The 20,840-nt window shown below is 71.1% G+C and carries 16 protein-coding genes; 4 read left to right on the plus strand and 12 right to left on the minus strand.

Annotated elements, in window-relative coordinates; translation table 11 throughout:
* Window positions 1–143: 143 nt before the first annotated feature.
* On the plus strand, window positions 144–1,049 hold the full coding sequence (locus tag G4D87_RS12835) for a LysR family transcriptional regulator (protein ID WP_163782347.1): 906 nt from the start codon (window positions 144–146) through the stop codon (window positions 1,047–1,049).
* 3 nt (window positions 1,050–1,052) lie between these two features.
* On the opposite strand, the gene rsmB is transcribed toward G4D87_RS12835, so the two are convergent.
* From rsmB to G4D87_RS12855, 4 genes are read right to left on the minus strand one after another with little or no spacing between them, the layout of a single operon-like run.
* Window positions 1,053–2,369 (minus strand): 16S rRNA (cytosine(967)-C(5))-methyltransferase RsmB, encoded by a 1,317-nt coding sequence (rsmB, locus tag G4D87_RS12840; protein ID WP_163782348.1) that lies wholly within the window; start codon window positions 2,367–2,369, stop codon window positions 1,053–1,055.
* Window positions 2,366–3,286 (minus strand): type II 3-dehydroquinate dehydratase, encoded by a 921-nt coding sequence (locus tag G4D87_RS12845; RefSeq protein ID WP_163782360.1) that lies wholly within the window; start codon window positions 3,284–3,286, stop codon window positions 2,366–2,368. Before G4D87_RS12845 ends, rsmB begins: the two co-directional genes overlap by 4 nt.
* Before the next feature lie 20 nt (window positions 3,287–3,306).
* Window positions 3,307–4,245, minus strand: coding sequence for a methionyl-tRNA formyltransferase (gene fmt / locus G4D87_RS12850; RefSeq protein ID WP_163782349.1), 939 nt, complete (start codon window positions 4,243–4,245; stop codon window positions 3,307–3,309).
* Window positions 4,246–4,274: 29 nt separating this feature from the next.
* Window positions 4,275–4,856 carry a sensor histidine kinase family protein gene (locus G4D87_RS12855; RefSeq protein WP_240358226.1) on the minus strand — a complete coding sequence of 194 codons (582 nt, stop codon included), beginning with the start codon at window positions 4,854–4,856 and terminating at the stop codon, window positions 4,275–4,277.
* Between the two features lie 103 nt (window positions 4,857–4,959).
* Here G4D87_RS12855 and G4D87_RS12860 point away from each other — a divergent pair, with 103 nt between their 5' ends.
* Window positions 4,960–6,555 carry a HEAT repeat domain-containing protein gene (locus tag G4D87_RS12860; protein ID WP_163782351.1) on the plus strand — a complete coding sequence of 532 codons (1,596 nt, stop codon included), beginning with the start codon at window positions 4,960–4,962 and terminating at the stop codon, window positions 6,553–6,555.
* On the opposite strand, the gene G4D87_RS12865 is transcribed toward G4D87_RS12860, so the two are convergent.
* From G4D87_RS12865 to G4D87_RS12875, 3 genes are all read right to left on the minus strand, one after another.
* Window positions 6,509–8,686, minus strand: a complete 2,178-nt coding sequence (locus G4D87_RS12865; RefSeq protein ID WP_163782352.1) for an FUSC family protein — start codon at window positions 8,684–8,686, stop codon at window positions 6,509–6,511. The genes G4D87_RS12860 and G4D87_RS12865 overlap by 47 nt on opposite strands.
* A gap of 21 nt (window positions 8,687–8,707) precedes the next feature.
* Window positions 8,708–10,045 carry an LETM1 domain-containing protein gene (locus tag G4D87_RS12870; protein WP_240358227.1) on the minus strand — a complete coding sequence of 446 codons (1,338 nt, stop codon included), beginning with the start codon at window positions 10,043–10,045 and terminating at the stop codon, window positions 8,708–8,710.
* A 206-nt stretch (window positions 10,046–10,251) separates the two neighbouring features.
* Window positions 10,252–11,094, minus strand: coding sequence for a metal-dependent hydrolase (locus tag G4D87_RS12875; protein WP_163782354.1), 843 nt, complete (start codon window positions 11,092–11,094; stop codon window positions 10,252–10,254).
* A gap of 151 nt (window positions 11,095–11,245) precedes the next feature.
* Here G4D87_RS12875 and G4D87_RS12880 point away from each other — a divergent pair, with 151 nt between their 5' ends.
* Window positions 11,246–13,105 (plus strand): HSP90 family protein, encoded by a 1,860-nt coding sequence (locus G4D87_RS12880; RefSeq protein ID WP_163782355.1) that lies wholly within the window; start codon window positions 11,246–11,248, stop codon window positions 13,103–13,105.
* Window positions 13,105–14,229 carry a hypothetical protein gene (locus G4D87_RS12885; RefSeq protein ID WP_163782356.1) on the plus strand — a complete coding sequence of 375 codons (1,125 nt, stop codon included), beginning with the start codon at window positions 13,105–13,107 and terminating at the stop codon, window positions 14,227–14,229. Before G4D87_RS12880 ends, G4D87_RS12885 begins: the two co-directional genes overlap by 1 nt.
* A 12-nt stretch (window positions 14,230–14,241) precedes the next feature.
* Here G4D87_RS12885 and G4D87_RS12890 read toward each other — a convergent pair whose 3' ends face one another.
* The 5 genes from G4D87_RS12890 to G4D87_RS38870 form a co-directional block, all read right to left on the minus strand.
* Entirely contained in the window at window positions 14,242–16,584 is a 2,343-nt protein-coding gene (locus G4D87_RS12890; protein ID WP_163782357.1) for a Tex family protein, read from the minus strand.
* A gap of 59 nt (window positions 16,585–16,643) precedes the next feature.
* Window positions 16,644–17,201 (minus strand): GNAT family N-acetyltransferase, encoded by a 558-nt coding sequence (locus G4D87_RS12895; protein ID WP_163782358.1) that lies wholly within the window; start codon window positions 17,199–17,201, stop codon window positions 16,644–16,646.
* Between the two features lie 89 nt (window positions 17,202–17,290).
* Window positions 17,291–19,918, minus strand: coding sequence for a RiPP maturation radical SAM C-methyltransferase (locus tag G4D87_RS12900; RefSeq protein ID WP_163782359.1), 2,628 nt, complete (start codon window positions 19,916–19,918; stop codon window positions 17,291–17,293).
* Window positions 19,919–20,066: 148 nt separating this feature from the next.
* Window positions 20,067–20,228, minus strand: a complete 162-nt coding sequence (locus tag G4D87_RS38865; protein ID WP_176409287.1) for a class I lanthipeptide — start codon at window positions 20,226–20,228, stop codon at window positions 20,067–20,069.
* A 220-nt stretch (window positions 20,229–20,448) separates the two neighbouring features.
* Window positions 20,449–20,622, minus strand: coding sequence for a class I lanthipeptide (locus tag G4D87_RS38870; RefSeq protein ID WP_205507566.1), 174 nt, complete (start codon window positions 20,620–20,622; stop codon window positions 20,449–20,451).
* Between the last annotated feature and the right edge of the window lie 218 nt (window positions 20,623–20,840).

Here is a 20,840-nt window from a genome sequence, read left to right on the forward strand (position 1 = left end):
CTCCTGAGCCCCCCGCGCAATCCCCCTGTCGTCCGATGAGCGGCCGGTGGGAGCCCTGGCGGGTTAGGCAGTTTGCCCGCGAAGGAAAGGCATTCTAATTAACGCTGGCCTAATCATTGGGTTTGGGGATAGGAGACGGCCTTATGCAGCTCGAATCCTTGAAGATGTTCTGCGACGTGGTCGAGACAGGCTCCTTCTCCCGCGCCGCGCAGCTCAACCACGTCACGCAATCGGCGGTGAGCCAGCAGATTCGCGCGCTGGAGAACCGGTACGAGCAGAAGCTGCTGTCGCGCAGCGCGCGGCAGGTGACGCCGACGCCGGCCGGGGAGCGGCTGTTCCGCGGGTGCAAGGAAATCCTCGCCCGCTTCTCCGAGGTGGAGCAGGAGATTCGCGAGCAGGCCACCGAGGTGGCGGGCACCACCACTGTCTCCACCATCTATTCGGTGGGGCTGCACGAGCTGAACGCCGTGCAGAAGCAGCTGCTCAAGTCGCACCCGAAGGTGAACATGCGCCTGAACTACCGGCGCAACGACCAAGTGTACGACGACGTGATTCTGGGCGCGGCGGAGATTGGCATCGTCGCCTATCCGCAGCCCCGCGCCGGCGTGGACATCCTCTCCTTCCGCGACGACAAGCTGGCCGTCGTGTGCGCCCCTGGCCACCCCTTCGCCACGAAGCAGAAGGTGAGCCTCACCGCGCTGACGGGGGTGCCCTTCATCGCGTTCGACCGCGAGGCGCCCACGCGCAAGGCGTTGGACCGGCTCTTCCGCGAGAAGAACATCGACATCACCCCGGTGATGGAGATGGACAACGTGGAGACCATCAAACGGGCGGTGGAGATGGGCCTGGGCGTGGCCATCCTCCCCATGGCCACGGCGCAGGGCGAGGTGAAGGGCGGCTCCCTGGTGGCCAAGCCCTTCGCGGAGGGGCCGGTGTCGCGCCCCATTGGCCTGCTCATCCGCAAGGGCAAGTACCTGGACCGCGCGTCCGCCGCGGTGCTGGAGGCGTTCAAGGCCGCCGCCAACCTGCCGCACGCCGACGACGACTGAGCGTCAGTAGAGCTTCCGGAGGCGCGCGGCGAAGAACCCGTCGAAGCCCTCCTCGCCTGGCAGCGTGCGCAGGTACGCCTGCGACAACGGCAGCTTGAGGCCGGGCAGCACGGGCGGCTCGGCCGTCCACTCCGGGTGGCTGCGCAGGAACATCTCCACCTGGTCCTGCCCCTCCTGCGGCTCCATGGTGCACACCGCGTACACCAGCAGGCCCCCGGGCGGCACCGCCTCCTGGCAGTTCTCCAGGATGCGCCGCTGGAGCGTGGCCAGCCGGGAGATGTCCTCCTCCTTGCGGCGGTAGCGCAGCTCCGGGTGGCGGCGCAGCGTGCCCAGCCCCGAGCACGGCGCATCCACCAGGACCGCGTGGAACTCCCCCCACGCCTCCGGGAAGGGCTCCGTGGCGTCGTGCGCGTAGGCCTTCAGGCGCGGCTGCACGCCCAGGCGCCGGGCCTCCGCTTCAATCTTCCGCAGCTTGTGCGCGTGGAGGTCCACCGCCACCACGTCGTGTGACTGCGCCTGGTGGCAGGACTTGCCGCCCGGCGCGGCGCACGCGTCCAGCACGCGCGCCGTCTCCGGAATCGCCCCGTAGACGCCCACGAGCTGCGCGGCCTCGTCCTGCACCTGCCACAGCCCCTCCGCGTAGCCGTACACGTCCTCCACGCGGCCCACGGACGGCAGGGTGATGCCCACCGGCGATATCGTGGTGGCCTTCGCGTCCACGCCCATCTCCTGGAGCTGGGCGAGCAGCGCATCGCGCGTCACCTTCGCGGTGTTGGCGCGCACCACCACCGCGGGGGACTGGTTGTCGGCCACCAGCATGGCCTCGGCGCGCTCGCGGCCGAACTGGCGCAGCCAGCGCTCCACCAGCCACTGGGGATGGCTCTCCCTCACGGACAGGTGCAGCGCCACGTCGGACGCGGAGGGCAGCGGCGGCGCGGGCAGGGACGCCAGCTTGCGGAGGATGGCGTTGGTGAAGCCCGCCGCGCGCGACAGCCCCACTTCCTTCAGGGCCTGCACCGTCTCCGCCACCGCGGCGCGGGCGGGCACGCGGGTGTGGAATATCTGGTAGGCGCCGATGCGCAAGGCCGCCAGCACCTTGTCCTCCAGCGCGTCCAGCTTGCGGTCGGCGAAGCGGGTAATCGCGTAGTCCAGCGCGAGCTGCCGCCGGGTGGCGCCGTAGGTCAGCTCGGTGACGAGCGCCGCGTCGCGCGGGTCCTTCGGCGGTGACTCGGACAGCTGCGTGTCCAGCACGAGGTTGAGGTAGGCGTCCGTCGCGCGGACACGCGAGAGGACCTGGATGGCGAGTGCGCGGGCGTTCATCCTTCGTCGAGCCGGGTCAAGAGGTCCACGAGCTGCTCATCCGAGAGCCGCGTCGCGGGCAGGTTGGAGAGGGTGAGGCTCTGGAGGCTCTCCTCCAGCAGCTCACGGTGGCCATGCTCCGCCGGAGCGCCACGCTGCACCGCCTGATACTGGGAACGCGCCCAGGCGGCCAGCTCGGCGGAGGAGAGCCTCCCCGAAAGCCGGTCCGAAATCTTCTGACGCACCAGCGCGCGCGTGAGCAGGTCCGCCGCGGGGGTGAGCCCCTTGCCACCGCGCCCCAGCGTCTTCGCCTGACGGGCCGCGCGCAGGTCCTCCACGGGCGCCAGCTTGCGGCCCAGCGTCTTCGTGGGCCCCGCCGTCTTCACCGCGCGGGCCAGGGACTTCGCCGTCTCCGACGAGCCGTCCTTGCGCGCGGCGCGCTTGAGCACGGTGATGGGCGTCACCTTCGCGCCGCTGGTGGGGCTCCCCTTCTTCTTCCCCAGAAGCTTCTTCGACTCCGGCTTCTCCGTCGTGAAGACGCCGCTGCCGAAGGTCTCCAGGGCCTGCAGGTAGGGCTCGAAGCCGGGCCCGCCGTGAATCTGGAGCACGCAGGCCTCACCCACCACGGATTCGCGGGCCGGGGGCTTGAGCAGCACCTCGATGGCGGGCAGCCCGGCGGCCTCCAGCCCCTCCTTGAGGCAGTAGGAGCCGAACAGCCCGGCCGGGTTGATGATGATGCCGTCCAGCGCCTCCAGCTCCGCGCCGAGCGTGTCCAGCAGGTCGCCCTCGTGGTTGGACTGCACCACCGTCAGCTCCTGCCCCAGCGCCTCCGCCCGCGCGTGCAGCGCCGCGTCCAGGTCTTCCAGCCGCCCTCCGGACGAGCCATCCCGCATGCCCAGCAGGTTCAGGTTGGGTCCGTGCAGCACCAGCAGTCTCATGGCCATCACCCGTTCTCCCGTCAGCCCGCGACGAAGGGCTGGCTGCCCGGCGCCAGCTTGTGCCCCTGCAGGAAGTCCGCGGCGCGCATCACCCGCTTGCCTTCCGGCTGGAGGTCCAGCAGCACCAGCGAGCCCTCGCCGCATGCCACCTCGATGCCGTCCGGGCCGGACGCCAGCACCGTGCCGGGAGCCCCACTACCACCCCTGGCCTGCGCGCGGTGGACCTTCAGCAGCTTTCCGCCCAGCGTGGTGAAGGCCCCGGGCCACGGCGTGAAGGCCCGCAGGCGCCGCTCCAGCTCCACCGCGGGCTTCGTGAAGTCCAACCGGCCCTGGTCCTTCTCGATGATGGGGGCCAGCACCATGCCCTCGGAAGGCTGCGGCACCGGCTTCAGCTCCCCGCTCAGGTAGGCCGGCAGGAACTCGCGCAGCACCTCACCGCCCAGCGCGGCCAGCTTCGGGTACAGCGAGGCGCTCGTCTCGTCCGGGGCGATGGCCAGGCGCTTCATCGCCAGCACCGGACCGGTGTCCAGGCCTTCATCCATCACCATCAGCGACACGCCCGTCTCCGTGTCGCCATGGGCGATGGCCCACTGGATGGGCGCGGCGCCCCGGAAGCGCGGCAGCAGCGAGCCGTGCACGTTGACGCAGCCGTGGGTGGGCAGCGCCAGCAAGTCCTTGGGGAGGATGCGGCCATAGGCCGTCACCACGCAGACGTCGGGCGCGTACTGGCGCAGCGCCTCCGCGAAGGGCGGCGTGCGCAGCTTGGCGGGCTGGAGCACGGGGACGCCGCGTGACAGGGCCAGCTCCTTCACCGGCGGCGCCGTCACCGTGTTGCCGCGGCCCTTCGGCTTGTCGGGCTGGGTGACGACGGCCACCACGTCTCCCAGCTCGAAGCAGGCGGCCAGTGAGGACACCGCGAACTCGGGGGTGCCCATGAAAACGATGCGGGGTCTGCTCATGGTGTCGCGCTTCTCCTGCGCCGGGCGACTCAGGCCACGGACTTGAAGGTGCTCCCGGTGGGAGTGTCCACCGCCTGACGCTTGCGCGTGTGCAGGGCGCTCAGGGTGCCCAGCGCCTCCAGGGCCTCGGGCGTGGTGGCCACCGGCCGCAGGGCCTCCAGCACGGTCTCCAGCGCGTAGGCCTCATCCGCCTCACGCTCCCGGATGCGCGTCACCGCTTCGGTGAAGCGGTCGAAGAACTGCTTGAGCTCGTCCCCGCGCCGCAGCGGTCGCATCCGGGGATAGCGGCCGGCCGCCAGCGACGCCACGTACAGGCTCATGACGTGGACGGGGCCCGCCACCCGGTGGGTGAAGACGAGGCCGAAGAGGCCCATCGCCACCGCCGTGCCCAGCGTGCCCACCGCCGTCAGCCACAGCAGCGTCTGCCCACCGTCCAGCCCCTGGGCCGTGGACGACACGTGGACGCGGTGCGCCAACAGCCCGAACACGAGGATGCTGCCGGCGCCAATCCCCGCCAGCAGCAGGATGTATTTGAGCTGGAAAGGCCGGTCCAGGATGTACGTCCGGCGGACGTGGCTCGGGCGCACCGTCTTTTGATTCCCATCGGACATGTCGTTGACCAGCGTACCCCAGGTGCCGGGGGCGGTTTGCTTCCTTCCTCGCGTGAGGTTTACACGGAAGACAGGACAACCTCGCAGACGCAATGGAGACCGCATGACCCGCTCTCTCACCGCGTTGTGTGTTGCGCTCTCTTTCCTGGTGTTGGCTGGGTGCAAGGGGGACCCGGCGACCCCGGAGTACTGGGAATCAGGCATCCAGCAGAGCCGCCGGGCGGAGGACCGCATCCGCATGGTGGAGGCCATGCGTTCGTCCGGGAAGATGGACGAGCGCTTCCTGCCCATGCTCCACGGTCAGCTCGACACCGAGCGCAAGCCGGAGGTGCGCGCCGCGCTGGCTCGCGCGTTGGGAGACTTGAAGCATGCCTCGTCGGTGGAGCCGCTGACGAAGGCCCTGGACCCGGCGGCCAGCGACATGCCCGCGCACCTGGCGAACAAGGCCATTGTCGCGACGCTGGGGGCCATTGGTGACCGCCGCGCCATCCCCGCGCTGGTGCCGCTGCTGCGCGCGAAGGACAACTACACGCGCATCGAGGCGGTGCAGGTGCTGGGCGACATGAAGGCGAAGGAAGCGGTGGAGTCGCTCATCACCCTGGCCACGGACGACACCGTGGAGCCCTTCCTCAACAAGAAGGCCATCGAGGCCCTGGGGGACATCGGTGACGGCCGCGCGGCGCCCGCGCTGGTGCGGATGCTGACCAAGGAGCGCAAGGGCAAGTCCTTCTACGTGGAGAGCTCCTTCGCGCTGTACCAGCTGGGCGCGCCCGCGGCGGACGCGCTGCTGCCGGCGCTGGAGGGCCAGGACAAGGAGCTGCTGAAGTGGGCGCGGTCGAACGGCGTCAACCCCGCCAGCTACGCGATGAAGGCGGCGACGGTGCTGGGAGACTTGCGGGAGAAGCGCGCGGTGGCCGCGCTGATGAAGCAACTGGACTTCACTCACGCGGACCCGCAGGTGCAGGCGCTGGTGCGGATGCAGGCCGCGGACGCGCTGGCGCGCATGCGCGCGCAGGAGGCGGTGAAGCCGCTGGCCGGGCTCGTGTCGGAGACGGACGCCACCGTGAGGGAGGCCTACGTGAGCGCCCTGGTGCGCCTGGGCGGACGCGACGCGCTGCCCGCGCTGGAGAAGGCCGCGGGCACCGGCGACTGGTACGCGCGGGAGTCGGCGGTGAAGGGCATCGCCATGCTGGGCGACGCGCGCGAGCTGCCCGTGCTGCAGAAGCTGGCCGCGGCCGAGCCGGCGCGGACGGCGGCGGACTGCAAGCAGGCGGAGGATGACGGCTGCGACGACGCGGCCGCGCTGGGCAAGCGGCGCGCGGACCAGCTTGCGGGCCAGTCCAAGCTGCTGGAGGCCGCGCAGGCGTGCGCGGGCGACGCGGGCTGCTGGGTGCGACGCATGGAGAAGGCGGAGCCGCGGATGCTGGAGCGCGCGGCGCTGGAGGTCGGTCGCTCGGGCGCGGCCGAGCACGCGGGCGCGCTGGCCTCGCGGCTGGGAGAGCGCGACACCGAGGCCCGGCTCGCGCTCGTCCTCGCGGTGGGCTGGCTGGTGGAAGGCTCGAAGGACGCCGCGAAGAAGCTGCGCGAGGCCTCCCTGCCCACGCTGCGCAAGCAGCTCGCGGACGAGCAGGGCAACACCCGGCTCGTCAACGTCAACGAGGACCTGCGGCGGCTGGTGGCGACGCTCGACCGGACCTGACGCCCTCCTGGAGCCGCAGCGGCGGGACGCGCTCCGCCGCGGAGTGCAGCACGGTGAGCTGTCGCACGAGCCGCTCCACGTGCGCGCGTGACAGCGCATCCCCCCCACCCGCCGGGGCCGTGGCGGGCATGGGCGCGGGCCGGCGCTGCTGCTCCATGGCCGTCGCCAGCTCGTCCAGCACGCCCCCGGCGAAGCGCACCACCTCGGAGAGCTCCCGGGGAGACGCCGGGTCCGCGCGGCTGGCGGCCAGCGTCGTCACCGCCGACGTGAAGCGCCGCGCGTAGACGAGCAGCGCCATCACCGGCTCCAGGTCCCTGGCGGGTCCTCGCCACTCTCCCAGCAGCCGCTGGAAGGACGCCTCCGCCGCCAGCAGCGCCAGGCCCATCTTCCGCCGGGCCTCGCGCACCGCGGGCTCCGCGTCCGAGTGCGCGGCGGCCACCGACTTCAGGTAGTCGCGGTCCGCGCGCAGCGCGAAGGCCACCTGCTCCGGCAAGCGCAGGTGCTCCGGGCTGGGCCACAACAGCCGCGTCACCGTCAGCGCAATCAGCCCGCCGAGCAGCGTGTTGATGATGCGCACCCCGGCCAGCTCCCAGTCGCCCGACTGGAGCTCCGCGAGCAGCACCAGGGCCGGCGTCAGCAGCACCTGGAACGCGGACAGGCTGAGCGGCTGGACGCTCATCGCCACCGCGAACAGCACCACGATGGCCAGCAGGATGATGGACGGCTCCCGCACCAACGCCACCAGCCCCGCGGCCAGCGCCGCGCCCAGCAGCGTGCCCGCGATGCGCTGCAGGCTCCGCTGGAACGTGAGGCCCGCGTAGGGCTGCAGGACGACGGTGACGGTGATGATGACCCAGTAGCCGTGATTCAGCCCCAGCGCCCAGACGAGCGCGGTGGCCAGCGCGGCCGCGACGCCCAGCCGCAGCGCGTGGCGGAAGATGACGGAGCGAACGTTGAGGTTCTCCCGCAGCGGCTCCAGGAGGGCCTGCCGAGGCGGCGGCTCCGCCTTTCCCGCGGGCAGCGCCAGGGCGTCTGGCACGGGCGCGCTGCCCTCCAGCCGCGCCGCCACCTCCACCGTCGCGTGGGCATAGTCCCGCAGGCGGTCCAGCAGCGTGTACACGTACTGATAGCCGGCGCGCACCGGCTCGGGCACCTCACCGGCTGTCTGCAGCGCCTGCAGGGCCCGCTTCACCCGCTCGGCGTCCCACACCGGCTGGGGGTTCACCTCCGTCCCCTTCTCCAGGGCCAAGGTGACGCGGCGCAGGTCCGCGGCCAGCGCCGCCAGCGCGCGCTGCACCTCCGCGCGGAGCGCGTGATACCGAGGCTCGGCGGGCGCCACCTCCAGCATCTCCGTCAGCGCGATGAGCGTCACCATCATCGAGTCCACGCCTTCGACCAGCACCAGCAGGTGCTCGCCCCGGCCGCTCTCCCCCGCCCGGCCCATGCGCGTGGAGGCCAGCACGGCGCGCGCCTGTTCGATGAGCTGACGCATGCGGGCCTGCCAGGGCGCCACCGGCAGGACGCCCGCGGCGGCGGGCGGCGCCCCTTCGAGCGGCCAGCGCCCCACCGCCTCCGCGTGGTCCGCCAGCGCGTCGTAACACCGGGCGATGGCCAGGCGCGCGGGCCGGTAGGGCACCAGCGGCCACAGCATCAACGCGAGGAACATGGCCCACGCGCCGCCCACCAGGAACAAGCCGGAGCGCAGCAAGGCGTCAGCCACGTCCCTGGCGGGGAGCGCGAGCGACACCACGAAGTAGTTGGCGAGCACCACGCCCATCAACCCGGGCGTGTCCCCATACGAGCGGGCGAACCCGCACGCCGTCACCCAGAGCAGCGTGACGATGACGGCGGCCCACGCGGGCAGGTGCAGCGCCGCGACCAGGCCCACCCCGGCGCCCAGGAGCGTCATGGCCCCCATGGCGCGCGCGCGGTCCCGATAGGGCCCGCCCCGGTCCACCAGCGAGACGAAGAGGGCGGACAGGCCCACCCACGTGGCGGCGGGGAGGTGCAGCAGGGCCGCGACGGCCATGGGGCCGCCCACCGCGAGCGCGGCGCGCAGCCCCGCGCCATACGCCGGACGGCCCGGCTCCACCCGGAGGAAGGCCTGGAGGTGATGACGAAGCGGACTCATCGCGGGTGAAGGTGCCGCGCGTCAGCCGGCCTCGCGCTCCGGCCCCACGTCCTCGAAGTCCTCCTCGACGGGCGCGGCCTCCTGGAAGGCGCTGGGCAGCAGGCTGAAGGGCAGCACCTTGGCCAGCGCCGCGAGCAGCAGGATGCCGCCGGGCGCCGCGAAGATGGCCAGCGCGGGAATCGCCTTGGCCACGTCGATGAGCTGCGCGCGCATGCGCCGCCGCTCGTCGCCCGTGAGCGCCTGACGCCGGGCGGCCTTCGTCAGCAGCACCGCCAGGTCGCCTGTCTCGCGGACCTCCTGCATCAGCCGGTAGAAGTTCTTCTCCAGCGCCTCCTGGATGCCGGCCACCAGGTCGTCGCCCATGGCACTCGCGGCGTCCGACACGGTGAAGACGTCCACGATGGCGCGGTGGCGGGCGTAGAACTCCGCCATCTCCAGCTCCAGCCGGTGCAGCTCCGCGCCCGGGACGTGGAGCGCCTCCGCCAGCTCGCGGATGAAGACGCGCTCGCGCCGCGTCTTGCGGCCGTCCACCAGCGCCGCCAGCAATGTCTGCTCCAACAGGAAGTGGCGCACGTCCACGCTGCGCACCTGGCGCACCACGTCCCGCACCGGGCGGCGCCGCGCGAAGGACTGCTTCACCGCGGCCTTGAGCTCGGACGTCATCGCCGCCGGCAGCCGCAGGGACTCCACCTGCCGCAGGATGGCGCGGCGCGCGGGCAGCCCCGGCACCCGGTCCACACACGCCAGCCCCGTCAGCACATCCACCAGCAGCGCCTTCTGCCGCGCCGCGAAATCCAGCCGCCGCCGCGCCCGCTCGCGGTGCAGCGTGCCGCGAGAGAAGTAGTCGATGGCCTGCCGGCAGAACAGCTGCGCGTCCGCGTACTGCGCGCCGTTGTGCAGCACCAGCCCATACACCGGGTCCCCCGCCAGCACGGGCGAGCGCGTCCCCAGCGACGCCTCCACCTTCGCCGCCAGCCGCCGGGACACCGGGCGCCCCGAGGCAATCACCGCGTCCAGCGTCTCCGCGAGCTCCAGCTCTCCGGTGAGCACCGCGAACAGGACCAGGAGCTGCTCGGTGCGGACGGCCGTCGGGGCCCCCACGAGCCGGCCCAGCTCCAGCGCCATCAGCGCCAGGGTCCGCACCACCGCGTGGAAGAGCTGGTCCTCCAGCACGCGCGCCTGGAGCTCCGTGGGCTGCGCCACGTCCGCCGCCGCGGGTGCGTCCGCGGGCGTGCCGTACAGCAGGCCACTGGCGCGCAGCGTCCGGCGCAGGTGCGCGCGGGCGCGGGCCCGTCCAGAGCCCAGCGGCGGCGCGGACGGAGCCGGCGCGCCCGCTTCGAAGGCGACCGTCTCCGTCAAGAGTGGCAAGAGCCACCCCGCCTTGGTGAAGTCCAACACCGGAACACCCCTGGGCCGCTGGGAGAGACCCTCGCGCCGCGAAAGGAGCGGGATGTAACCCAGGGGCCTCCCGGTTGCCACTCGGCCACGGGACAGGGTCAAGGCCCGGAAGTCAGCGGGGATAGAACCGCCACTTCTACCGGGCCCAACCATCTGCTCCCGGTGCCCTACAGCGCGGTCGTGGCGCCGGGCGCCGGGGCCACCACCTTGGCCGTGCCGCGCAGCTTCTTCAGCTCGCCGGTCAGCGCGTCCGGGGTGCCCTGGAGCAGGGGGAAGGTGCCGTAGTGCATGGGAATCACGCTCTTGACCTTCAGGAGCCGCACCGCCTGGGCCGCCTCCGCGGGGCCCATGGTGAAGTGGCCGCCAATGGGGAGCAGGGCCACGGTGGGCTTGAACTGGGTGGCGATGAGCGACATGCCCTCGAAGAGGCCGGTGTCACCCGCGTGGTACAGCGTGGGGCCCTTGTCGATTTTCAGCACGTAGCCCAGGGGCGCGCCCGCGTACTGCGCCGGCGACTTCGGGTCCGCCGCGTAGCTGCTGGAGTGGACCGCCTCCACCAGGTGGAGCGTGACGTCCTTCACCTGGAAGGTGCCGCCCGCGTTGGCGCCCACCGCCTGGGCCTCCGGAAGCCCCAGCAGGTTGATGAGCTCGAAGGAGCCGAAGACCTTGGCGCCCGTCTTCTCGGCCAGCGCCTTGGCGTCGCCCACGTGGTCGAAGTGGCCGTGGGTGAGGAGGATGGCGTCCAGCGCCTCCGGCTGCGCGGCGCCCTGTGGGGCCTTGGGGTTGGTGAGCCAGGGGTCGATGGCAATCACCGCGCCGCCCGGGCTGCGAATCACGAAGGCCGCGTGCCCCCACCACGTCACCTCCGTCTTGCCGCGGGTGGCCGCCACCGGGGCCTTCTTGGTGGCCCCGACCTTGGCGGGCGCTGAGGTGCCCTGCGCCGCCGCCGTTCCGCTGAAGGCCAGTGCCGCGCCCACCACCACTGCCATGAGCTTCGTCCGCATATCCATCCACTCCTGTTGCGAGGTGAAGACCCGCCGCCACCTGACACCGACCGGGCGGCCATTCAAGGGCCCGCCATGGATGCCCAAGTACGCGCCGCGTCTCAAGCTCGATTCGGCTGTCGATACGACGGGGGGCGTGCGCTAACGTCGGCGGCACGTGGACCACCGATTTCAAGTCAGCCTCCGCGGGGTCATCGACCTCCTGTCTCACCACCTGTACAGCTCCCCGGGCGTCTACGTACGCGAGCTGCTCCAGAACGCGACCGATGCCATCCGCGCCCGCCAGCTCCTGGAGCCCGGCCACGCGGGCACCGTCCGGCTGGAGCTGATGGAGAAGCAGGACGGCAGCCCGCCCACCCTGCTCTTCACCGACGACGGCGTGGGGCTGACCGAGGACGAAATCCACCGCTTCCTGGCCACCATCGGTGAGTCCTCCAAGCGCGAGGCCCTGGAGGCCCGCCGCAACGACTTCATCGGCCAGTTCGGCATCGGCCTGCTGTCCTGCTTCATGGTGTGTGACGAGCTGCTGGTGGTGACGCGCTCGGCGCGCGGCGACGGGCGCACGCTGGAGTGGCGGGGCCGGCACGACGGCACCTATGCCGTGCGGCCCTCCGAGCACCTGCTCGCCCAGCCCGGCACGCAGGTGTTCCTGGTGGCCCGCCCGGACATGGCGCACTGGTTCACCGCCCAGCGGCTGCGAAACCTCGCCAGCCACTACGGCGGCCTGCTGCCCTTCCCCGTCCACCTCACCACGCCCGAGGGCACCGAGCGGCTGGACTCCTCCGGCGTACCCTGGCGCCGCGAGTACGACAGCGCCTCCGAGCGGCGCAAGGCGCTGCTCGCCTACGGGCGCGAGCTGTTCGACACGGACTTCGTCGACTGCATCCCGCTGCGCTCCACCGCGGGAGACGTGGACGGGGTGGCCTACGTGCTGCCCGCGTCGCCGCACTTCAACTCGCGGCAGAAGCACCGCGTGTACCTCAAGCACATGCTGCTGTCGGAGAGCGCGGAGAACCTGCTGCCGGACTGGGCCTTCTTCGTGAAGTGCGTGGTGAACGCCAACGCGCTGCGGCCCACCGCCAGCCGGGAGTCCTTCTACGAGGACGAGGCGCTCGCCGCGGCGCGCGAGTCCCTGGGGCAGTCCCTGCGCGGCTACCTGATGGAGTTGGCGCGCGAGGACCCGCGCGCGCTCCAGCGGCTGATTGCCCTGCACGGGCTGAGCGTGAAGGCGCTGGCGCTGGATGACGACGACTTCTACCGCCTCATCATCCACTGGCTCCCCTTCGAGACGTCGATGGGGATGATGACGCTGGCGGACTACCGGCGCGCGCACCCGGTGGTGCGCTACACGTCCACGCTGGACGGCTTCCGGCAGATTGCCCAGGTGGCCAGCGCCCAGGGCCTGTGCATCATCAACGCGGCGTACACGCACGACACGTCGCTGCTGGAGAAGCTGCCACACGCGGTGCCGGACGTGCAGGTGGAGCCCTTCTCCTCCGCGGACCTGCCGCAGAGCTTCGAGGAGCTCACCCTGGACGAGCGCGAGGCCACCTTCCCGCTGCTGCGCATGGCGGAGGGCGTGCTGGCGCCGTTCCGCTGCGGCGCGGTGGTGAAGAAGTTCTACCCGGCGGAGGTGCCCACGCTCTACAGCGCGGACGCGGAGGGCGCGTTCCGGCGCGACGCCGAGCGGGCCCGCGAGGAGTCGGATGACCTGTACGCCGGCGTGCTGGACAGCGTCATGGCGGCTTCGGGCAGCGAGCCGGCGCAGCTGTGCTTCAACCTCCACAACCCGGTGGTGCGGCGGCTGGCGGCGGTGGCGGACCGGGACATGCTGAAGCTGTCAGTGGAGATGCTCTACGTGCAAGCCCTGCTCCTGGGACACCATCCCTTGAACGCCCAGGAGATGGTGCTGCTGAACCAGGGCCTGCTGGGCCTCATCTCCGCGCACCTGGGCGGGGATGGCGGACGCGGCGGCGAAGAAGGCAGCGGCGGCGCGGGTCCCCGGGGGCTGCACTGATGAGCGGGGACTGGCGCGAGCAGGCGGAGTCGCTCTTCGAACAGGCGGGCGGCCTGGCGGAAGGCGAAGGCAAGGTGCGGCTCCTGGAAGAGGCGGTGCGCCTGGCGGACACGCACAAGGACGTGGGCCTGGGCTACCGGATGCGGGACGCCCTCATCGACGCGGCGACCTTCGGCGGCTTCCCGGACAAGGCGCTGGTGGCCTTCGCGTGGTGCCGGGGCCAGCAGAAGAAGGACCCGAAGCGCTTCGACCCGGAGGAGATGTTCTGGAAGCAGAAGTGGGTGGTGGCGCGCATCAAGGAGTTCCCGCACATCACCCGCAAGCAGATTGTCGACGCGCTGGACGACGTGGAGCAGTGCTTCAAGGCCACCGACTCCGGGGTGCGCGCGGTGCTGAAGATGCGCTACCAGGCCGCGCGGGAGATGGGGGACGCCGCCGAGGAAGTGGAGCGGCTGTGGAACGCGTGGCTGGAGGCGCGCCGCGACCACCTCACCGACTGCCGCGTGTGCGAGCTGGACGACGAGCTGGACCACCACGTCGACAAGGGCGAATGGCAGCAGGCGCTGCGCAAGGCCCGGCCCATCCTGGACGGCCGCAAGTCCTGCGCGGAGATTCCCCACCTGACGCTGGGCACGGTGCTCTACCCGCTGTTCAAGCTGGGCGAGCTGGAGCAGGCGCGCGAAGTCCACCGCCGCGGCTACGCCCTGGTGGCGAAGAACCGCGAGTTCCTCTCCACCGTGGGCGAGCACCTGGAGTACCTCGCCCTGACGGACAACCTGGCGCGCGGGCTGACGCTGCTGGAGAAGCACCTGGGCTGGGCGCTGGACCACCCGAGCTACCGGGACCGCTTCACCTTCTACGCCGCCGCCGCCTTCCTGCTGGAGCGGGTACTGGCCGCTGGAGCGCGGGACGTGGTGAGCCTGCGGCTGCCGAAGACGTTCCCCCACCACCAGGCGGATGGCGGCTACGACGTCCGGACCCTGCACGCCTGGACGCGGGAGCAGGCCCGGGACATCGCGAACCGCTTCGACACGCGCAACGGGACGGACCGGTTCGCCAGGCTCCTGGCGCGCAACCAGGTGCTGGCGGGGGAGGTCCGTCCCTTCCCCATCGACGCGAAGTGAAGCGACGCCCCGTCAGCGCTTGAGCTTGCTGAACGGGTTGTTGAACGGCTCCGGGCCCTTCTTCTCACCGGGCCCCGAGGGCGGCTTCGGCCCCGGGCCAGAGGCGGGCCGCGCGCCCTGACGAGGCCCGCCGCCGCGCTCCGTCATGCGGCCCTGCCCCGCGGCCCCGCCGACGGGGGGACGGCCCGACGGCTGCGGCGCCCCACCCTCCTGCACCGCTCGCACGGAGAGCGCCAGCCGCTTGCGCGCCAGGTCCACGGTGAGCACTCGCACCGTCAGCCGGTCGCCCACCTTCACCACCTCGGAGGGGTCCTTCACGAAGCGCGTGGAGATTTGGGACACGTGGACCAGGCCGTCCTGGTGCACGCCCACGTCCACGAAGGCGCCGAACGCGGTGACGTTCGTCACCACGCCCTGGAGCACCATGCCCTCCTTCACGTCCTCCAGCGAGCGCAAGTCTTCGCGGTGCTGGGGCGCGGTGAAGTCGCCGCGTGGGTCGCGGCTGGGCTTCTCCAGCTCCGCCAGGATGTCCTTGAGCGTCAGCTCGCCCAGGTCCGGGCCCAGGTAGCGCTTCGGGTCAATCTTGCGCACCAGCTCGGCGTTGCCCACCAGCGCGCTCACGGCCACGCCCAAATCCTTCGCCATGCGCTCCACCACGCCGTAGCGCTCCGGGTGGACGGCGCTGGCGTCCAGCGGCTCCGTCCCGCGCACGCGCAGGAAGCCCGCCGCCTGTTCGAACGTCTTCGGCCCCAGGCCGCTCACCTTCAGCAGCTCGCGCCGCGTGGAGAAGCGGCCCTTCGACGCGCGGTGCGCCACCAGCTTCTTCGCCAGGGACGGCCCCACGCCGGACACGTGCTCCAACAACTGCGGAGACGCGGTGTTGACGTCCACGCCCACCGCGTTGACGCACGAGTCCACCACCTCGCCCAGCTTCTTCTTGAGCAGGCCCTGGTCCACGTCGTGCTGGTACTGCCCCACGCCGATGCTCTTGGGGTCAATCTTCACCAGCTCCGCCAGCGGGTCCTGGAGGCGGCGGCCAATGGACACCGCGCCGCGCAGGCTGACGTCCAGGTCCGGGAACTCGTCCCGGGCCACCTCGGAGGCGGAATAGATGGACGCGCCCTGCTCGCTCACCGACACCACGGGAACCTGCGAGCCCATCGCCTTCAGCGTGTCGCGCACGAAGTCCTCCGCCTCGCGGCTGCCCGTGCCGTTGCCCACGGCGACCAGCTCCGGCTTGTGCTTCTGCACCACCGCGGCCAGCAGCTTCGCCGCGCGGGCGCGCTCGTCCGCGCCGCGCTCCGAGTAGAGCGTCACCGTCTCCACCACCTTGCCGGTGACGTCCATCATCGCCAGCTTGGTGCCCGTGCGCAGGCCCGGGTCCAGGGCCAGCACCGCGCGGGCGCCCGCGGGCGGCGTGAGCAGCAGGTGGCGCAGGTTCTCCCCGAAGACGCCAATGGCCTGCCGGTCCGCGCGCTCCTTCAGCTCCGCGCGCAGCTCCGCCTCCAGCGACGGCCCCAGCAGCCGATCCCAACTGTCCTCCACGGCGGCGCGCAGCTCCTGGGAGAAGAGGGCCTGCGGCTTCGTCACCACGCGCCCGGCCAGCAGGCCCTTCACCTCGTCGTCGGGGAGGGAGAGCTTCACCTTCAGCACGCCCTCTTCCTCACCGCGCAGCAGCGCCAGCACGCGGTGCGAGGGGGCCTGTGACAGGGGCTCCTCGTGGCCGTAGTAGTTCTCGAACTTGGTCGGCTCGCCCTTCTTCGCGGGCACCACGTTCGAGCACAGCGTGCCCCGGCGCGCGCTCACCTCGCGGGCCTCGCGGCGCAGGCCGGCGTCCTCGGCCACGCGCTCGGCGCAGATGTCGCGCGCGCCCGCGAGCGCCGCGGCCTGGTCCGGCACGTCCTTCTCCGGGTTGATGTAGGGGCGCACGCGCGCGGCCACGTCCTCGCCCCGGCGGCCGTCCTGCTTCCACACCAGGTCCGCCAGCGGCTCCAGCCCGCGCTCCCGGGCAATGGCGGCGCGCGTGCGGCGTTTGGGCTTGTAGGGGAGGTAGAGGTCCTCCAGCTCCGTGCGCGCCTTGGCCGCCTTGAGCGCCTTCGCCAGCTCCGGCGTCAGCTTCCCCTGCTCTTCAATCGAGCGGAGGATGGTGTCGCGCCGGGAGTCCAGCTCGGCGCGCTCGGTGGCCCGGTCGAAGAGGGTTTGAATCTGGACCTCGTCCAGGCCGCCCGTGACTTCCTTGCGGTAGCGCGCGATGAAGGGAACGGTGGCTCCGTCCTCTTGCAGCGCGAGGGTCCGGTCCACCTGCTCGGGCCTGAGGCCCAGCTCCTGGGAAAGCTCAGCGGCGTAGGGATGCATGGCGCCGCTTCTATAACCCGGGCCCCTCACTGCTCCCAGAGACCGGCCGTCCGAAGCGCTCAGCCAACAACGAACGCGGCGCGCCGGGCCTCCCACTCCGGGCGCAGCAGGCCCCAGATTTGCTGGTCCCTGCGTTGGCCCTGGAACAGGCAGTGCCCGCGCAGGGTGCCTTCCATCGTGAAGCCCAGCTTGCGCGCCACGCCCTGTGAGCCCGCGTTCTCCGCCAGCGTCGTCAGCCACACCCGCTGGAGGGAGGGCAACGTGAAGAGCTGCTCCAGCATCAGCCCCACCGCCCGCGTGCCCAGGCCCCGGCCGTGGTGCGCGTCCGCCATCATGTAGCCCAGCTCGATGCGGCCATGCACGCGCGACAAGTCCCGCGCGGACACCGTCCCCACGAGCTGCCCGTCCGCCTCCACGAACCACCGGAAGCTGCGCGCGCGGGGCTCACCCACCGCGCCCGCTTCCAGGATGCGCCGCAGGAGCAGCTCCCGCGTGTCGTCCTCCGTGTCCACGAAGCGCCGCGCGCCGGGAGCCGCCCGCATGGCCAGCCAGAAGTCCACATGCTCCGGCCGGGCGGGAATGAGCTGGACATCGGAAGCGGGAGCACCGGGCGCCATGCCGCGCTTCTAACGCGCCCCACGCCGCGGCGCAGCCCTCAAGGAGGTCCGCGCGAGCCCGGGGCCGGGAACGCCTGCGCCGTGCCGCCTCAGATGCTCATGAAGGGCACGGGCCAGTGCTTGATTTGATAGGGCAAGGCCACCACCCAATCCCCCAGGCGGAGCACCAGGTCCTCCTCCATCAGCACGTCGAGCGCCTCCCGGTCCGTCTCATCCGCGCCAAAGGTGTCCAGGTGCTGCGGCACCGTGAGCCGGGTGAAGACGTCGCGCAGCGGACCCTCCTCCAGCGTGAAGCGTGAGAAGTCCCCGCCCGCGCGCGCGTCCTTGATGAGGACGAAGTCGGGCCCCGCCCGCCAGTAGCAGCGGCCGTAGGCGTACAGCTCCTTCCAGGCACGCAGCGCGTCCTCTCCGTCGGACACGGGCGGCTCCAGGTGGTTGAGCGCGCGCGCCTTCACCGTCCCGGACGCCGTGCCGTTCCAGTGGACGCGCAGGCGCGCGGCGGCGCTGTCGCGCAGGAAGCGGATGAAGTGCACGCTGCACTCGGGCTGCCGCTCGTCGAGCTGCATCTCCCAGGGTACGCGCACCTCCACCACGCCGCGCTGGAGGAGCCGGTCAATCTCCTCCGACGAAGGCCAGGCGCCCGGCGCGTCCGCGTCCAGCGTCACCGCCAGCGCCGGGCCGCCACGCCGTGTCTCCAGAAGCCGGGTGAGCTCGCTCCATTCATCCGGACGGACACGCACCCGGGCGCGCGACGTGCCCACCCGCTCCGTGGCGGTGAGCGCCGCCAGCGACAGCTCCGGGACGTCGTCCGGCGCACCCGGCGGCGCGTCGGGCAGCCCTTCGGGGCGCACGGCAGGCAGTGAGGTCTGCTCGCCCACGAGCCGCACGCGCTGGGGCGCCGCGCGGATGGGCAGCGCGATGAAGCGGCCGTCCTCCTGGAACACCAGCCCCAGCTCGAGCCACTCCGCCAGCAACGCGCTGACCTGCTCCGGCGTGCGCTCATGGCCCTGCGGGCGCAGCGCGCCGGCCAGGCTGCCAGGCGTCTGGGGCTTGCGCAGCAGGTGGAACACCGCCACCTCGTGCGGCGCCTCCAGCACGAGGTCCGCGGGCGAGCGGCCCACACGGCGGTCCCGGATGAAGATGCGCCCGCCCTCCTCGCGGAAGCTGAGCTCGCTCTGCCGGTAGTTGTCCCGCCACTCCGAGCAGGCCTTGCTCAGCGTCCGCGCCGTCGCGTTCTTGATGCCCCGCGGCGGCGAGTTGAAGAGGTAGGCCAGGTCCATCAGCTCTTCGCGCGGCAGCTCATACACGAGCGGATAGAAGGTCGCGGGGTCCCGCTCCGCGAAGCCGAGCTTGGGGTTCTCGAAGTTGGGGCTGAAGCGCTCCAGGAGGATGCGGTTGGCGCCGCTGGGCGGCTGCAGGTGCACCAGCGACGGCATCTGCCCGGAGATGACGTCGTAGTCGGCGTCCTGCTCTCCCGGGAAGCCGAAGAGGTAGTTCCAGGTGACGGTGAGGCCCTGCTCCTCGCAGTCGCGCAGCGTCTGGATGTTGTGGCAACCGTTGACGCCCTTGTCCATCAGCTTGAGGACGTGGCTGCTCAGGTTCTCGATGCCGGGCTGCACGCTCACCACGCCCGCGCTCTTGAGCGTCTGCACCTGCTCCTGGGTGAGGTTGGATTTCACCTCGTACTGGAGGCGCAGGTTCAGCCCCGACGCGGCGATGTGCGGGAGCAGCGCCTTGAAGTACTTCATGTCGATGATGTTATCGACCATGTAGATGTCCAGGACCTGGTAGCGCGCGACCGTGCGGCGCACCTCCTCCCAGAGCTGCTCGGGCGGCTTGCTGCGAAACGCCATCGACGAGCCATTGAGGCCGCAGAAGGTGCAGTGGTGCTTCTCACCCCACCAGCAGCCGCGCGCGCCTTCCATCACCAGCTTGGGCTCGATGAGGCTGCGCAGCGGAGACGCGCTGAGCGTCTCGAAGTAGGCGTCGTAGTTGGGCGCGGGAATCAGCGCGGTGGGGTACGACTCCTTCCGCCCCGGATTGGCGACGTGCTGCCCGTCCTTGCGCCAGCACAGGCCCTGGATGCCGTCCAGCGGCTCGCCAGCGTCCACCGCGTCCAGCAACTCCACGAAGGCGGCCTCGCCCTCGCCGCGCACCACGAAGTCCAGGCACGGGAAGTTCCGGTGCAGCGCCAGGCCCTGGGGCCCGTCGCAGTTGGCGCCGCCCATGGCCGTCAGCACCTCCGGCGCGCGCCGCTTGAGCGCCTGCGCCAGGGACAGCGCGGGCACGTTCTGCATGAAGGTGCTGGTGAAGCCCACCAGGTCCGGCTTCAGCGCGAGCAGCTCGTCCGCCAGTGTTTCAATGAAGTCCGGCGTCCAGCCCTGCACCTGGAACAGCGCTTCCTTGTTCCAGTCCGAGCCCGGCAGGACGGCGACGTAGTCCTCCTGCTTCCACGCGGTGGTGCCGTGCAGCGCCGGGGCGAAGAGCCAGTCCCCCATCCCGCTCCAGATGCCACGCTCGGAGATGTTCAGGTAGCTCCGGATGCTGATCTGCCCCTGGGAGCGGGCGTGGAGATAATCCACCCACTTCAGGTTCGCGTAGATGTCGATGACTTCATGCGGACTGCGGCAACGTTTCACGCACTCATGAAGGATGCCCACCGCCAGCGACGGTGTATCCAGCGAATGCCAGGGCATGGCCACGAGGAGGATGCGCATGATGAACGTCCCTGAAACCCGTCCGATGTCTCGGGTGTATCAAGCCCGAGCCACAGCCGATGAGGTGATGTGGACCGGGGAAGAAGGCCGGCAGCCCGGAGGCTGACGGCCCCTGACATGAGAGAGCCAGACGGCTTCTCTGTCGACGTCAGTGCGCTTCGCTGGGAACGAAGACGACGGTGACGGTGACGGTGGTGATGGTGGGGGTCGTACCGCCGACCGCGCCATCGAGCTGCTCCACCTGCGCCGAGTCCAGCGGGCGCAGCGTCTCCTTCTTCAGGGACAGCTTCTTCGCGGCTTGTGCACTCATTCTGGGTTCTCCTCTTCCTGGGGTTGAGCGACCACCGCACCGCGGACAGCCAGCGCGGCCCAAGCAGGATAATCCAGCAAAACTTTTCCGCTCAAGCAGTAGGCATGTTTTCACGGGGAACCGGGTATCTACGGACCCAGCCTGTTCAAACAGCCACCGCGAGGCACAGCAGCCATGAGACTGCCGTGCCCGGACCTGAATGGCCTTTCGGCCGTCCCCGTCACTCCTCGCGGGAGGCGAGGGTCCGGCCGATGGTGTAACCAATCGTGATGGGAATGATGGTGATGGGCGTCGTACCGCCGACCGCGCCCTCCAACTGCTCCATCTGCGCCGTATCAACCTGGCGCAGCGTCTCCTTCTTCAGGGACAGCTTCTTCGAGGCAGGTGCGCTCATTCTGGGTTCTCCTGGGGCTGGGTGCTGGTTCATCGTGGTGACGCCTCTGGCAATGAGCAGGGAATACAACTCACTGCCGGAGCGGGAGACCCTAGGAGTGTGTAGCGGTAATGGGGTTGGAAGCGAGACGGGACGAGTGACGCCGGTCCGCCGCTGGGTACGGCAGGCCGCTACGCTGCCGTCATGCGGAAGAGCTTGAGGAGGTTGTGGGTGGCGCA

The organism is Myxococcus vastator, assembly GCF_010894475.1.
In the GTDB taxonomy this organism is placed as follows: domain Bacteria; phylum Myxococcota; class Myxococcia; order Myxococcales; family Myxococcaceae; genus Myxococcus; species Myxococcus vastator.